Below are 15,924 nucleotides of genomic sequence, written 5' to 3'. Positions count from 1 at the left end.
AATATAATACAAAACTTACTTATAGATATGGTATTATAAATATGTGTATATATGTGGAAATTTAGTAAAGGAGGCACTTTTATGAAAAAAGAACAAAAAAAACTTACAGAGATGACAACAGCAGGTGGTTGAGCCGCTAAAATAGGGCCAGAGGTTCTGGCATCAGTTTTATCTCAATTGCCTAAAAATGATAATATAGAAAATTTATTAGTAGGACTAGATACAGCAGATGATGCTGCAGTTTATAAATTAAATGATGATATGGCACTTATTCAAACATTAGACTTCTTTACACCAATGGTAGATGACCCATATGTATTTGGACAAATTGCTGCATCAAATTCACTATCAGATGTATATGCTATGGGAGGTAAACCTTTGGTTGCAATGAATATTGTTTGTTTTCCATCATGTCATAATATGGATGTGCTTGCAGAAATATTAAAAGGTGGGTTTGATAAAGTGAAAGAAAGCGGAGCACTTTTAGTTGGAGGACATACTGTAGATGATAAAGAGCCTAAATATGGTCTTTCAGTTTCTGGGATTGTAAGTCCAAATAAAGTTTTGTCAAATGCTACTGCAAAGACTGGTGATAAATTAATTATAACAAAACCAATTGGAGTGGGTGTATTAAATACTGCCATGAAAGAAGGTATGGTAGAACAACATATAGCAGATAAAGTAATAGAAATAATGATACATTTAAATAAATATGCAGCAATGAGCTTTGATAAGTTTGATGTAAATTCAGTTACAGATATAACTGGTTTTGGTTTACTTGGTCATACTTTAGAAATGGCTAAAGCTTCTGAAGTAAGTATTGAAATTGAATCAAAACATGTACCAATTATTGAAGGCGCAATAGAGATGGCACAAATGGGAATTATACCTTCTGGTATGTATAAAAATATGAATTATGTATCTAAAGATGTAGAAGTTGTAGGAGATGTGGAAGTTGCAGTTCAAGATATTTTATACGACCCACAAACATCAGGAGGGTTGTTAATTTCAGTAAAAGAAGAACTTGCAGAGGAACTTGTAAAAGATATGAAATTAAATGGAGCAATAGAAGCTAAAATTATAGGTTCTGTAGTTCCAAAAGGGGAAAAATATATTACAGTTTTATAAAATATTATAGAGAAAGAGTGATTGTTTTGAGCAAAAGAGAATTGTTTGCAATGTTGCCTTCAGTTGATGAAGTATTAAGTGATAATAGAATTGTAGAAATAATAAATGAATATCCTAGAAGTTTAGTTTTAGAATCTGTGAGAGAAGTAATAGATTTAAAAAGACAATTTATATTAAGATTAAAAGAAGATGTATCAAATTCTGTAACAATAGAGTTTGGTGAAATAATAGAATCTGCAATAGAGAGAGTTAAGTTAAATTACTCATTATCCTTAAAAAAGGTTATAAATGCAACTGGTACAGTTATTCATACAAATTTGGGGAGGTCTTTGCTTAGTGAAGATATAAAAGATGAATTATGGTGTGCTGCTTCAAGGTATTCAAACTTAGAATACGATTTGGATAATGGAGAAAGAGGTTCAAGATACTCTCATTTAACTAGTACAATAAAAAGACTTACTGGAGCAGAAGATGTACTAGTTGTAAATAATAATGCAGCGGCAGTACTTCTTGTACTTAGCACAATGGCTAAAGGAGGAGAAGCAATTGTATCTCGTGGAGAATTAGTTGAAGTAGGTGGTTCATTTAGGATTCCAAGTATAATGGCTCTTAGTGGTGCAGAATTAGTTGAAGTTGGTTCAACTAATAAAACTCATTTGAAAGATTACAAGGAGGCCATTACAGAAGATACAAATGTATTGATGAAGGTTCATACAAGTAACTATAGAATTATGGGATTCACAGAGAGTGTTTCTATAGAAGAATTAGTTAATTTAGGTAAAAAATATAAACTGCCTGTAATAGAAGACTTAGGAAGTGGAGTTTTTATAGATTTATCAAAATATGGTTTATCTTATGAACCAACTGTATTGGATTCTATTCGACAAGGCGCAGATGTAGTAACTTTTAGTGGAGATAAGATGCTTGGAGGTCCACAAGCAGGTATTATAGTTGGGAAAAAAGAGTATATAGAAAAAATGAAGAAAAATCAACTTACTAGAGCACTTAGAGTCGATAAACTCACAATATGCGCTCTTGAAGCAACATTGAGAATGTATTTGGATGAGACAAAGGCTATAGAAAATATACCTACTTTAAAAATGTTGACGTATAAAATTGAAGAATTAGAAGTAAAAGCAAATAAACTATTTGAAAAAATAACTGCTTTGAACTTAAATGCCAATATAAATATAGAAGATGGATTTTCTCAAGTGGGAGGAGGGTCTATGCCTCTTGAAACTATAAGCACAAAGGTAATAACAATAACTCCTGAACATATGAATGTTTCATCTTTAGAAAAGAAACTAAGACTTAGTGAAGCACATATAATAGCTAGAGTGTATGATAATAAATATGTACTAGATGTAAGAACTATATTTGATGATGAATTTGATGTAATAGTTGAGGAATTGAGAAAAGCATTTAATTAAATAAATTTGACTTAATAAATATTAAATTTAGAAGTATAAGTATTAAATTTTTGATTAAAAAATAGCTACGCACACTTGTGACTTTAGTCATGGGAGGTTCAGAGGGGGCAAAAAATGAAAAATGTAGTAATTGGAACAGCAGGTCATATTGACCACGGGAAAACTACTCTTATAAAAGCATTGACTGGAAGAGAAACTGATACATTAGATGAAGAAAAAAAGAGAGGTATTTCAATAAACTTAGGATTTACTTATTTTGATTTACCAAACAATAGAAGAGCTGGAATTGTAGATGTACCGGGACACGAAAAGTTTATAAAAAACATGTTAGCTGGAGCATCCGGGATTGATATAGTTTTACTTGTTGTAGCAGCAGATGAAGGGGTTATGCCACAGACAGTTGAGCATTTAGATATTCTAAGCTTTTTAAATATCAAAAATGGAATAGTGGTTCTAACTAAGTCTGATACTGTAGATGATGAATTTAGAGAGCTAGTAAAAGAAGATATTTGTGAAAAAATAAAAGGAACTTTTCTTGAAAATGCTGAAATAATTGAAGTTGATTCTATATCTAAAAAAGGTATAGACACCCTTATTGAAAAAATAGATAAAATGAGTGATGATATAGAAGATAAAAATGAAAACTCTCCAGCCAGACTTAATATAGACAGAGTATTTTCAATAAAAGGGTTTGGTACTGTGATAACAGGTACTTTAATAGAAGGAAAGATAAGTATAGAAGATGATTTGGTTATATATCCACAAGTATTAAAAACAAAAATAAGAAGTATACAAGTTCATGGAGAAAATAAAGATACAGCTTATGCAGGACAAAGAACAGCAATCAATATATCAAATGTAAAAGTGGATGATATAAAAAGAGGAGATGTTTTAGCTGCACCAAACTCATTAGAGGAATCAATGATGTTAGATGTAAAATTATCATTGGTAAATCATTTAGACAAAGGATTGAAACATTGGGACAGATTAAGGTTGTATCATGGAACTAGAGAGATACTTTGTAGAGCAGTTCCACTAGATAAAGAATTGATTGAAAGTGGAGAAAGTGGCTATGTTCAGTTAAGACTTGAAGAAAGTATAGTATCTAAAAAAGGCGATACATTTGTAGTTAGACGTTATTCTCCAATGGAAACTATCGGTGGAGGTGTAATAATTGACCCATCACCTAAAAAACATAAGAAATTTGATGAAAAAGTTATAGAAGCATTAAAAATAAAAGAAAAAGGCGAACTTAAAGATATAATAGAAGAGTATTTAAAAAGGAATCTAAAAAATTATCCAAATATAAAAGAAATAATGAGCTATAGTGGTGCTCATGAAGAAGATGTAAAAAGAGCACTTGAAACACTTATATCAGAAGATAAAGTATTTATTATAGGAAATATGTATATGCATATAAATCAATACAATAAATTAAAGGAAAATACAATAAAGCTTTTAAGTGATTATCATAAGAAATATAGACTTAGAAAAGGAATATTAAAAGAAGAAGTAAGGTCTAAGATAGAGAGCAATTTCAAAACTAGGGAGATGGATATTTTATTAGAAAAATTATCTACAGAAAACGCCATAAAAATAGAAAATAATATAGTATCTCTATTAGATTTTGAGGTTATTTTAAATGAGAAACAAAAAGAAATAGCAAAAAAAATAGAAAAAAGATTAAAATCATGTGGAGTTTCTTCTATACTGACAATAGATGAAGTTTCTGAAGGAAATCATAACTATGCTGAAGTATTGGAGTCAATGATAGGTAATAAAGTAGAGAAATTAGATGATTTGTATATAATGGACAAAGGTATTTATGAAAATGCAAAGAATACTTTGATAAATTATATAAAAGAAAATAAAGAAATAACATTAGGAGAATACAGAGATTTGATTGATTCTAGTAGAAAAAATTGCATGATTATATTGGAAAACTTCGATAGAAACAAAATAACTAAAAGAGTAGAAAACAAAAGAATTTTGTTTTAGCAGAAAATGTCTGTTTTTGCTTTAAGGTATAAAGAAGGAGTTATAATGTCGAGTATCGTATAATTAATTAGTATAAAATATTAATTAAGAGGAAGTGTAAAGTATTGAAGAATATAATACCTGATGTAAAACCAGATATAAAAGAAAGAGAAGACATGAGCCTTTTATTTATAATAATGGGCTCAGTACTTTTATTATTTATTATAAAAGATACAGATAAATATGAAACTCTATTACATGCCATATATACTATATTCTTAGTAGCCACAGGAATAATTATATTTAATACTACAAAATTTAAAGTGGATTCATTTTCTACATTTTTAGGATTAATTTTTATAGCTACTGGAGCATTTGAGTGTATATATTTATTTAATTCCTTAGGAATTAGAACGAAGTCTGTAATGGAGATTAATAGCACGATATCAGCAATAACAGATTTATTTCCTATACTGGGTGTATACTTAAGTTTTAAATTTGTTAAGGATAATAAACAAATTTATTCAAGTATAATTTTATTTATAGCAACTGTTACATTAACAATAATATCTTTATTCATAATATCTGGAATTTGTGACTATCTAGGAAATGGTACATCACAATATACTTTAGGAGTTATAATATCTATATTCACAATAATTATTTCTATTATTAGTGTAATTGAATTAAACTCAAGTTTAAATGAAAGTAAATGGGAATATAATGAAAAAAAGATTTTTAACAGAATAATAGTAATAATAATATTATCAAGGGCTCCAAATCTATTGCATATAGTTATTGCTGATAGGAGTGTAGAGAGGATATTATCACAGATAATAATAAATGTAGCCTTATATTATTTATATAATTACATAGTATCTAAGAATATTAATAAAACAGCGCTAGAATTACATGATACAAATGAAGAATTGACAATAAAAACGGAAAGTTTAAAAGAAAAGAACAAAAAATTAATCTATGAGACAGAAAAGATAGAGGAACTTAAGGGAATACTTATAAGAAGAGAATCTAGACTACAATCTACATTAGATGTAGCAGTAAATAGCATAGTTGTATTTAGCAAAGATGGAGATATTACATACGCAAATAAGAGTTTTAGAAATACTTTTGGAGATTATAAAGAACAAGATAAATTGACTGATAAAATAAAAAACTTCAACGATTTAATAGAAAGCATTCATTATGTGTTTGTACATGAGAAGAATGTAGAAAAACTTATTAATACAAGTAATAATAAAGTTTATCAAGCTATATTTGCTCCTTTAATTATTGCTTTACAAACAGAAGGGGTATTATGTGTACTAGAAGATAAGACCAAGAAAAAGGAATATGAACGCAAACTTATTGAAGCAAATAAGAGAAGCAGAGATTTTTTAGAAAGTATTGGAGATGGCATAGTAGTACTTGAAGGTAATAACAAAATATACGTTAATAATGCATGTAGAGAAATTTTTAAAAATAAATTAGAAAGTATTGATTTTTCAGCAGTATGTAAAAGTGAAGAAAGTATAGAAAAAAGATATGTAATAGATGGTGAAGTAAAGTACGTAGAGATGAGTTTTTCTCAGTATACTAATGCTGGGACTGATAAAACTATTATTGTGATACGTGATACAACGTCTCGAAAAATATCTCAAATAAAACTTGAGGAAAGTCAATCATCCTATTCAAGATTTATAGATATATTACCTGATGGCATATGCTTACTAAAAGAAGATTTAAGTATAAACTATGCAAATAAATCGTTTTTAGATATGCTATCTTTTACAAATATAGATAATATAAAAGACTCTAATATTAGGATATTAATGAATGCAAATACTGAAGAAAAAATGAAATTTACTGATAATATGGCTAAAGTTCTAAATGAAAATAGAAGTATACTTTTACTAGAGTATGAGTTGATAAATAGTTATGATGATATAGTAGAAGTAGAATTAAGTGCATTACCTTTTGCTATATATAACACTAGATACATAATGCTTATTATAAAAGATTTAGTACATAAGAAATATTCTGAACAAGCAGAAAAAGAACTGCTTGAAAGATTTAAAACAGATAAAATCAAAACTGAGTTTTTTGCAAATATGTCTCACGAGTTAAAAACTCCACTAAATGTTATATCAAGTTCAAATCAACTAGTAGATTCTTTCTATAGGAGTGAAAAGATAAAAGACTACAATAATAATATTAAGTCTCATGTAGATTTAGTAAGACAAAGTTCTTATAGGCTTCAAAGATTAATAAATAATATTATAGATTTAACAAAGATGGAGTCTGGGTTTTATACACTAAAGCTTGCAAAATACAATATTGTATCTGTAATAGAAGACTTATTTATGAATATAGAAGAGTATACAAGTAGAAAGGATATAAAAATTCTATTTGATACAGAACTTGAAGAAATTAATGTTTATATAGACAAAGTTGAAATTGAGAGGATTATGTTGAATCTATTGTCAAACTGCATTAAGTTTACTGATAATGGCGGATGGATATACGTAAATATCTATCATAAAATAGATAGGATAATCATAAGTGTAAAAGATACTGGAGTTGGAATACCTAAAGATAAGTTAGAATTGATTTTTGAAGAATTTTCACAAGTTGATAAGACTCTATCTAGAAATACTGAAGGAAGTGGAATAGGACTTGCTATAGTTAAGAATTTAGTAAATCTTCATGGTGGAGATATAGAAGTAGTAAGTGAAGTGAATAAAGGTACGGAATTCTTGATTTCACTTCCAATAAAAAGTTTTAATAGTGAACATTATACAGAAGATAAGAGAATATATAATATTCAAGAAAAAATAAAAATAGAATTTTCCGATATATATTATTAGAGGTTATTACAAACTAAAATGAAATTAAAATACTATATGTTTATAGTCAAATCTTTTATAAAAAATAGGCTATCATAAAGTGATTATTATGATAGCCTATTTTTAGTTTGATTTTATATCTATATATGAGAACATATAATCTCTAAACTACCTTCAAAGCTAAAATCTCCAAAGTTATTTGGTAATATGAAGTGCATTCCCTTTTTTAAATCATATTCAACAGAATTGTGTATTAATTTTCCATTTCCATCTAGTACACTATATAATGAAAAAGGTGTATTATGTGTAAAATTACATTTTCCAAAAACATCTAGTTTATAAACGCTAAAAAATTCATTTGATACAAATGTTGTGCATTTAAATTGTGGTGTTGATACGGTTTTATAATCAGTATCAAAATTTATATGAGGAACATTCGTAACATCTATTGACTTTTGAACATGAAGTTCACGTTTATTACCTGAATTGTCAGTTCTATCATAATCATAAACTCTATAAGTAGTATCTGAATTTTGCTGAGTTTCTAAAATTAATGTTCCTTTACATATAGCATGTATAGTTCCACTTGGAACATAGAAAAAATCTCCCTTTTTTATGTTAACTTTTCTAAGTAGTTTGTCCCATTCATTATTATTTATCATATCTACAAATTCTTTACGAGATTTTGCATTATGACCTATTATAATTTCTGCATCATCAGAACAATCTATTACATACCAACACTCCGTCTTACCTAACTCTCCATTTTCATTTTTCTTAGCATATTCATCATCTGGATGAACTTGAACTGATAAATTATCATTTGCATCCAATATTTTTGTAAGCAAAGGAAATTTATCTCCAGGTGTATTTCCAAATAATTCTCTATTTTTATCCCATAATTCAGACAGTTTTTTACCTTTATATTCTCCATTTTCTATTAAGCAATCTCCATTTTTATGAGAACTTATAGCCCAACATTCACCAGTTGTTGGTGAATCTATTTCATAATTAAATTTATCTTTAAGTGCAGTACCGCCCCATATTCTATCCATAAAAATAGGTTTTAAAAATAGTGGTTCCATAATCTTATTCCTCCTATAATATTAAATTTATCCTACAAATAATTATATATAAATAGATTATAAAATCAAGAGTAAAAAAGTTTTGTCCCTTGAAATGACATAAAGTATAAGGAGTTATTAAATAAGATAAACTATGATTATAATATAAAGTTCTAAATTGGAGTGATAATTATGGCATTATTTAAGGAAGAAAGCAAAAAATATGAAGAAGAATTTTTGAAATTGTTGGAAGAGTGGATAAGCATACCTTCATTTTATGATAAAAAAACTGTATCTAAAGATATGCCTTTTGGAAAAGGTGTATATGATGCATTGAATTGGTTTGAAAATTTAGGTAGAAAAAACAATTTTAAAGTAAAAAATATAGATAATCATGCTGTTCAAATTGAATATGGACATGGTAAAGAGTATGTAGATATATTTGGACATTGTGATGTCGTAAATCCAGGAGAAGGATGGGACAGTGAGCCATTTAAATTAAATATTATAGGTGATAAATTAGTTGCTAGAGGAGTATCTGATAATAAAGGACCTATGATAGTGAATTTTTTAGCACTAAAAATGATAAGGGATTTAGAGATTGATTTAAAAAGAAAGGTTAGATTAATAGTTGGAGGAAATGAAGAGAGTGGATTTAAATGTATAAAGCATTATTATAGCAAAGAACCATATGGTGTATGTGGATTTACTCCAGATGCTAAATTTCCTGTGTTAAATGGAGAAAAAGGTGGAGCAATAATAAAATTAGTTTCAAATATAGATGATAAATCTTTATACGTAAGTGGTGGAATAGAGTTTAATACAATACCAGATAAAGTGTATATAAATAATATAGAAAAATTGGGTAAAGATAATATCTGTTGTGATGTTAACAATAAATCAATAAGTTCTGATAATGGCAGTTATATTGTGCATGGAAAAGGTGGACATTCATCTAAACCTGAAAAATCAAATAATCCTATATTAGGTACAATTAAACTTATGTCAGAGATTATTGATGAAGAGTGGGCAAAAGACTTGTATAAATTAATAAACGAAGATAATATAGATGGAAAATTATTTAATTTAAATATTGAAGGAAAATGTGGAATTTTATCAATGGTTCCAACAATAATAAATATAGTAGATGGAAAGCTAGAAATAGTTTTAAGTGTTAGATATCCAGAAGTATTAACAATTGAAGATATAATAAAAAAATTTGATTTGTATATGAAGAGAAATAACATTAATAAATTTAGGATTATTGGGGAAAATTTAAAGCAAGCAAATTATATAGATAGAAATTCAAAACTTGTAAAAAGTTTGCACGATATATATATAAAGTATTCTGGTGATTTAAAAAATGATGTTAGAGTAACTAGTGCAGGAAGTTATGCTTCTGAAATGAATAATTCAGTAATATTTGGTTGTGAATTTCCTGATGGAAGTTTTGGAAATGTCCATAGTGCTAATGAATTTGCTAGCTTAGATAGATTTATAAATGCAATAGCCATATATGCAGATGCAATAATTGCATTATGTAACAAAATATAAATACAAAATGTCCCTTATACAGACATATTATATATACAATTAAAATTTTACTTGATATATAATTGAAATCAAAGAGAAGGTGATACAATGATAACTAAGAAACATGCATTAATAGTAAAAAGTTTAAGCAATAAAGACGGATATATGACATCAAGTGAACTAGCTATCAAATTGGATGTGTCCACTAAAACTATTAAAAGATATATAGCAGATTTAAATAGTATTTTAAGCAAGTATGATTTGGTAATAGCTTCTTCTAGAGGTATAGGATATAAGTTAAGTGGCTCTAAAAGCAGTATAGCAAGAGCTGTTAAAGAAGCAAATAAATATATTGATGGTTTTTTAGATGACTCTGAAGAATCAAGAATGTCAAATATAATATGTATGCTTATTAATAGAAATTATATGAGTATAGAAGCAATGGCAGAAGAATTAAATCTAAGTATAGCCGCTATAAATAAATTGTCTAGTAAGCTTAAAAGAAAACTTGAAAAGTATGACTTAGTTATAAAATCTAAACCTTACTATGGAAGCTATATACATGGTGAAGAAATTAATATAAGACAATTGATTACTGACTATGCAATAAAATTGGATGAAAAAAGTAGAGTCAAGGTGTTTTTAGATGATATCAGTGAAAACGATATATACTGTATAGAAAGTATTTTAGAAAAACATTTAAGAGAGAACGATACAATAATTTCAGACAAAGATTTTAATCTTTTGATTTCAAAGATAATAGTTTCTGTATTTAGGAGTAAGAGAGGTCATAGCAAACACATAAACTTAATGGATACAAGTTATAGGTTTCATAATTATTACTTTATAGAAAGCTTAATGAAAGAAATCTCTGAAACGATTGGATTTAAACTTGTTGAAGATGAAGTAATTTATATTTCAAATTATTCTGGTGTAATAGCATATAAAGGTACACAAGGAAGAAAAAGCACAAGTGAAGTAGAGGAGCGAATAAGTAGTGTTATAAGTAGTGCACTTCAGGATATATTACTTATTTCAGGTAGTGATTATACAAAAGACGAGGAGTTTATGGTATCAATATCTGACCATATAAAGAGATTTTTAAATAGAGCTAAAGCTAATATAAAATCAAATAATCCCTTACTTCATCAAATAAAAGAGAAGTTTCCAATAGCTTTTAATCTAGCTGTGTTTTTATCAAATAAACTAGAAACTGAATTTAATTTAAAACTTGATGAGGATGAACTTGGATATATAGCTATTCATTTTGCTGCTTCAAATGAAAGAATGAAAAAAAATACTAGTAAAAAAATTTGCATAGTTTGTCATTATGGTATAGGAACAGGACAACTTATATCTGAAAAGTTAAAGCAGAATATAAGTGATTTAAATGTAGTAGGTGTTTATCCAGTTAGATATCTCGATATGGCTATAAGTCAAGATGTTGATTTAATAGTGTCTACTGTTGAATTAAAAGGATATGAAAAACCTGTCTTATATATAGAAAACATATTTGATGATAGCTTAATTGAAAACGTAAACAAAGCCTTTTATGAAAAGGAAGAAAGAAGAAAGATAATAAGTAACATGTTTGATGAAAAAGCTTTTTTTAGCATAAAGGCTAGCACTAAAGAAGAGGTTATACTTTCACTTTCAAATAAACTAAAAGAAAGAGGCTTTATAGAAGAAAGTTCTATAAAAAGCATAATAGATAGAGAAAATATTTCATCAACTGAAATAGGAAATCTAGTAGCAATACCTCACACAATAGTGAAGGGAGATAAAAAATCTATAATAGGAGTTGGAATACTTGAAAATCCCATAATTTGGGATAAGCAGGAGGTTCAACTAGTATTTATGGTATTTTTTAATACTAAAGAAAAACATAATTTCTCGATATTTAAATACCTTTATAATTTTATAAAAGACGAAGGTGGAGTAAGAGGAATTATTAAAATATGTGATTTTAATAAATTAATGGCACTGATAGGTAATTAAGGAGGAAATTAATAATGGGAACAAACATATTTAACAAAGAATATGTATTTTTAAATGTTGATGCTAAATCAAAGATTGAGGTTTTAAAATTTATAGCAAAAAAAGCTAAAGAATTAAACTTAACAGAAGATGAAAGTTTAGTATATGAAGGTTTAATGGCTAGAGAAGAACAATTTACTACAAATTTAGGAGAATCTATAGCAATACCTCATACTAAAAATGATGCAATTGAAAATCCAGCAGTAGTAGTGTTGAAGTTTGATGAAGATGTTATTTGGAATGAAGGTGAAGATAAGGTTAAATTGGCGATAAGCTTACTTATGCCAGGAAAAAGTAAAGAAAATATTCATCTTAAATTATTGTCATCTCTTTCAAGAAAATTAATAAATAAAGACTTTAAAGATTCTCTTTTAAAGAGTGATAATGCTGAGGAAATATCTAACTTAATAAATGAAGCTTTAGGTTTATAATTAAACACTAAGGTTAAAATAAAACAAATAATCAATTAAAAAAATAGGAGGAATTTAAAATGAATAAAAAATTAGTAGCATTATGTGCTTGTCCAATGGGATTAGCTCATACTTTCATGGCAGCAGAAGCAATAGAGCAAGCAGCAAAGGCATTAGGTTATGAAGCAAAAGTTGAAACTCAAGGTGCAGATGGTGTACAAAATGAGTTGACAAGAGATGATATATTAGGAGCAACTATGATAATACATGCAGTGGCAATAACACCAGAAGGTATGGAAAGATTCGATGGTTGTGAAGTTTATGAAGTTGAATTACAAGAAGCTATAAAAAATGCAGAGGGTGTTATAAAAGAAATAGAAGAAGATTTAGGAATATAATAAATTTATTGTGGAGGAAATAGAATGGCAATTAAGAAAAAGGTTATAAATAGTTCAGGTGCTTCTACTCCATCTAGTCCAACTCAATCAAAGGGAAATGGAAAATGGAAAGAAATAAGTAAACATATAATGACGGGTATATCATATATGATACCAGTTTTAGTAATGGGTGGACTTATAGGAGCTTTATCTCAATTAATACCATATGCTATATTAGGGCTTGACCCATCTGTAGGTATAGTTGATGCTATGAACTCAGGTGAATTTACAGGATTCAAGCTTAGTCTTTTAAATATGGCACAATTAATGTCAAATTTCGGATTTACTTTATTTGGATTTGCAATACCACTATTTGCAGCATTTTGTGCAAACTCTATAGGTGGAAAAACAGCTTTAATTGCAGGATTTATAGGAGGATATATAGCCAATAAACCTGTAGGTGTTCCACAATTTGTGGATGGACAATGGACTGAAGTTGTTCCAGTTGCATCAGGATTTTTAGGTGCAATATTAATAGCATTCATAATAGGATATTTTGTAAAATGGTTAAATAAATCTATAAAAGTTTCTCATAACTGGTTAGCTTTTAAAACAACATTTTTAATACCATTAATAGCATCATTAGCTTGTATGGTATTGATGATATTTATAATAACTCCATTTGGTGGATTAATTAATGAAAGTATGAAAAACTTCTTAACAGCAGCAGGAGCAGCAGGAGAATATGTATATGCAACAGCTTTAGCAGCAGCTACAGCATTTGACTTAGGAGGACCAATAAATAAAGCAGCAGGATTTGTTGCACTTGGTTTAACTACAGAGAATGTACTGCCAATAACAGCAAGAACAATAGCCATAGTTGTTCCTCCAATTGGATTAGGATTAACAACATTATTAGATAAAAGACTAGTAGGAAGAAGAGTATACGATAGACAATTCTATCAAGCAGGAAAAACTTCTATATTCTTATCATTTATGGGTATATCTGAAGGAGCAATACCATTTGCACTTGAGAGACCAGGTTTTGTTATACCTTTAAATATAGTAGGAAGTGTAATAGGAGCTATTACAGGTATAGTTCTAGGAGCAATTCAATGGTTCCCAGAGTCAGCTGTATGGGCATGGCCTCTAGTAGATAACTTATTTGGATATGTAATAGGTATAGCAGTTGGTGCTATATTCATAGCAGTAGGAAATATATTCTATAGAAATAAATTAATAAAAGATGGTAAACTTGTTGTAGATTATATCGACTAGTATTTAATTTTTACTATCTATAAATAACCTTGGCTGGTAATATGGTTTTAATCAATATTACCAGCCTTACCTATATGATTAATTAAAGGCGGTGGAGATAAGGTATGGATAAGCTAGAAAAAGTAAGAGAGTATCTTAGAGAATATGATATTGAAGGATTTCTTATCAATAGTCCTACAAATAAGTTTTATGTCGGAAATCTATTTAGTTCTTCAGGTTATGTTTTTATAACAAAAGAAGCACAATATATAATAGTAGATTTTAGATATTTTGAAGAAATTAAAAGAAAATCGAGTTTATTTGATGTAGTATTAATGGACAAAAATAGAACTCATTTCGATATAATTAATGATATTTGTAGAGAGCAGAATATAAGAAAAATAGGATTTGAAGGAAATGAAGTATCCTTTGATTCATATAAAAGTATGAGTAATAAGTTAATTGCAACCTTAAAATCAGTTGACTTATCTACATTAAGGGAAACAAAAAATGAAGACGAAATAAAATATATAAAAAAGGCTTGTGAAATAGTCGATGCTACATTTTATCATATAATTGATTTTATAAAAGTTGGTATGACTGAAAAGCAAGTTGAAAATGAAATTGTTAGGGTTATAAAAGATTTAGGTGGTCAAAAAGAATCTTTTGACACAATAGTTGCATCTGGGATTAGAGGAGCATTGCCTCATGGAAAAGCAAGTGAAAAAGTTATAGAGTATGGAGATTTTGTTACTTTTGATTTTGGTGCTAAGTATAATAATTATTGTTCAGATATTACTAGAACCATTTGTATGGGTACTATAAATAAAGAGTTAGAAGAAATATATAATATAGTAAGAGAAGCAAATGAAGAGTGTATAAAGGTTTTAAGACCAGGAATGACTACTGGAGAGATAGATAAAGTTGCAAGAGATATAATTGGCTCATATGGATATGCTGATAATTTTGGTCATAATCTAGGTCATGGTGTAGGCATCATGGTTCATGAATATCCTGCATTAGCTCCTGAATCAAATGAAATATTAAAAGAAGGTATGATTGTAACTATAGAGCCGGGTATATATATTCCAAGTCTCGGAGGTGTAAGAATAGAAGATGATGTACTTATAACACAAGGTGGATGCATGAGGTTGACTACATCTACTAAGGATTTAATAGTTGTAAGTTAAAAATAAACTAGATAAATATTTCATAAAAATAAGAAAAGAAGAGGTAAATTTAAATGTATAATTTTGATGACAGACCAGATAGAGTAAGTGAAAAGTGTAGAAAGTGGGATTTAAACATTATAAGAGATAAATTTGGTGATATTAGAGAAGATTTTGTACCAATGTGGATTGCTGATATGGACTTTAAAATACCAACAGAAATAGAAAACAAATTTATTGAAGTTGTAAAAAGAGGTGTGTTTGGATATACATACTGTTATGATGAGTTTTATGATTCAGTTATTGGGTGGCAAAAAAATATGCATCAGGTAAATGTAGAAAAAGAATGGATTACATTAACTTATGGAACTGTATCAACACTTCACTACGTAGTACAAGCTTTTTGTAAAAAAGGTGATAGTATAATATTAAATACACCAGTTTATGACCCTTTTGAATCATCAGCAAAAAAACAGGGTGTAAATGTAGTTTGTAATACACTAGATGTTATAAATGATAGATATTATATAAATTTTGATTAAAAAATAGCTACGCACACTCGTGACTTTAGTCATGAGTTAGTAGCTAAAATAGTCAGCATATAGGGAAACTTATATGTAGAGATAGGATAGAACCTATCCAATACTACTTGAATTGCTGGAAAACCCTAAAGCTAATCAAACTAAAACATAAGGATGA

12 protein-coding genes are annotated in these 15,924 nt (G+C 28.2%); 11 read left to right on the top strand and 1 reads right to left on the bottom strand.

The genetic code is table 11. The features are described from left to right. Nucleotides 1-81: 81 nt before the first annotated feature. From selD to IR152_RS08405, 4 genes are all read left to right on the top strand, one after another. Entirely contained in the window at nt 82-1,128 is a 1,047-nt protein-coding gene (selD, locus tag IR152_RS08420; RefSeq protein WP_227451345.1) for a selenide, water dikinase SelD, read from the top strand. A gap of 50 nt (nt 1,129-1,178) precedes the next feature. After that, nucleotides 1,179-2,558 carry an L-seryl-tRNA(Sec) selenium transferase gene (gene selA, locus IR152_RS08415; RefSeq protein ID WP_227451537.1) on the top strand — a complete coding sequence of 460 codons (1,380 nt, stop codon included), beginning with the start codon at nt 1,179-1,181 and terminating at the stop codon, nt 2,556-2,558. A 114-nt stretch (nt 2,559-2,672) separates the two neighbouring features. Then, nucleotides 2,673-4,556 (top strand): selenocysteine-specific translation elongation factor, encoded by a 1,884-nt coding sequence (gene selB / locus IR152_RS08410; protein WP_227451344.1) that lies wholly within the window; start codon nt 2,673-2,675, stop codon nt 4,554-4,556. Between the two features lie 104 nt (nt 4,557-4,660). Beyond that, nucleotides 4,661-7,399 (top strand): PAS domain-containing sensor histidine kinase, encoded by a 2,739-nt coding sequence (locus tag IR152_RS08405; protein WP_227451343.1) that lies wholly within the window; start codon nt 4,661-4,663, stop codon nt 7,397-7,399. A gap of 119 nt (nt 7,400-7,518) precedes the next feature. On the opposite strand, the gene manA is transcribed toward IR152_RS08405, so the two are convergent. Next, complete coding sequence (gene manA, locus IR152_RS08400) at nt 7,519-8,463, bottom strand: mannose-6-phosphate isomerase, class I (RefSeq protein ID WP_227451342.1); 945 nt, start codon at nt 8,461-8,463, stop codon at nt 7,519-7,521. A gap of 171 nt (nt 8,464-8,634) precedes the next feature. Here manA and IR152_RS08395 point away from each other — a divergent pair, with 171 nt between their 5' ends. The 7 genes from IR152_RS08395 to IR152_RS08365 all read left to right on the top strand — a co-directional run bounded on the left by IR152_RS08395 (nt 8,635) and on the right by IR152_RS08365 (nt 15,767). Further along, a complete protein-coding gene (locus IR152_RS08395; protein ID WP_227451341.1) occupies nt 8,635-9,996 on the top strand; it encodes a Sapep family Mn(2+)-dependent dipeptidase in 1,362 nt (453 codons plus the stop codon). An 87-nt stretch (nt 9,997-10,083) separates the two neighbouring features. After that, the gene (locus IR152_RS08390; protein ID WP_227451340.1) at nt 10,084-11,973 is read left to right on the top strand and encodes a BglG family transcription antiterminator; all 1,890 of its coding nucleotides are present in this window, start codon (nt 10,084-10,086) and stop codon (nt 11,971-11,973) included. A gap of 14 nt (nt 11,974-11,987) precedes the next feature. Then, entirely contained in the window at nt 11,988-12,443 is a 456-nt protein-coding gene (locus IR152_RS08385) for a PTS sugar transporter subunit IIA (RefSeq protein WP_227451339.1), read from the top strand. Nucleotides 12,444-12,502: 59 nt separating this feature from the next. Next, the gene (locus IR152_RS08380) at nt 12,503-12,820 is read left to right on the top strand and encodes a PTS fructose transporter subunit IIB (RefSeq protein WP_003416512.1); all 318 of its coding nucleotides are present in this window, start codon (nt 12,503-12,505) and stop codon (nt 12,818-12,820) included. Nucleotides 12,821-12,844: 24 nt separating this feature from the next. After that, nucleotides 12,845-14,077, top strand: a complete 1,233-nt coding sequence (locus IR152_RS08375; RefSeq protein WP_227451338.1) for a PTS fructose transporter subunit IIC — start codon at nt 12,845-12,847, stop codon at nt 14,075-14,077. A gap of 104 nt (nt 14,078-14,181) precedes the next feature. Then, the gene (locus IR152_RS08370; protein ID WP_227451337.1) at nt 14,182-15,246 is read left to right on the top strand and encodes an aminopeptidase P family protein; all 1,065 of its coding nucleotides are present in this window, start codon (nt 14,182-14,184) and stop codon (nt 15,244-15,246) included. Nucleotides 15,247-15,299: 53 nt separating this feature from the next. Further along, the gene (locus IR152_RS08365; RefSeq protein WP_227451336.1) at nt 15,300-15,767 is read left to right on the top strand and encodes a hypothetical protein; all 468 of its coding nucleotides are present in this window, start codon (nt 15,300-15,302) and stop codon (nt 15,765-15,767) included. Nucleotides 15,768-15,924 lie beyond the last annotated feature (157 nt).

The sequence above is a fragment of the Clostridioides sp. ES-S-0108-01 genome, assembly GCF_020662285.1.
Classification (GTDB): domain Bacteria; phylum Bacillota; class Clostridia; order Peptostreptococcales; family Peptostreptococcaceae; genus Clostridioides.
Note: the sequence above shows the minus strand (reverse complement) of the source record. Positions and strands in the feature narration are given on the sequence as shown.

Coding starts and splice junctions, on each gene's coding strand:
- IR152_RS08395 (WP_227451341.1), top strand. CDS start 8,635: ATGGCATTATTTAAGGAAGAAAGCAAAAAATATGAAGAAGAATTTTTG.
- IR152_RS08370 (WP_227451337.1), top strand. CDS start 14,182: ATGGATAAGCTAGAAAAAGTAAGAGAGTATCTTAGAGAATATGATATT.
- selA (WP_227451537.1), top strand. CDS start 1,179: ATGTTGCCTTCAGTTGATGAAGTATTAAGTGATAATAGAATTGTAGAA.
- IR152_RS08380 (WP_003416512.1), top strand. CDS start 12,503: ATGAATAAAAAATTAGTAGCATTATGTGCTTGTCCAATGGGATTAGCT.
- manA (WP_227451342.1), bottom strand. CDS start 8,463: ATGGAACCACTATTTTTAAAACCTATTTTTATGGATAGAATATGGGGC.
- IR152_RS08385 (WP_227451339.1), top strand. CDS start 11,988: ATGGGAACAAACATATTTAACAAAGAATATGTATTTTTAAATGTTGAT.
- selB (WP_227451344.1), top strand. CDS start 2,673: ATGAAAAATGTAGTAATTGGAACAGCAGGTCATATTGACCACGGGAAA.
- IR152_RS08375 (WP_227451338.1), top strand. CDS start 12,845: ATGGCAATTAAGAAAAAGGTTATAAATAGTTCAGGTGCTTCTACTCCA.
- IR152_RS08365 (WP_227451336.1), top strand. CDS start 15,300: ATGTATAATTTTGATGACAGACCAGATAGAGTAAGTGAAAAGTGTAGA.
- IR152_RS08390 (WP_227451340.1), top strand. CDS start 10,084: ATGATAACTAAGAAACATGCATTAATAGTAAAAAGTTTAAGCAATAAA.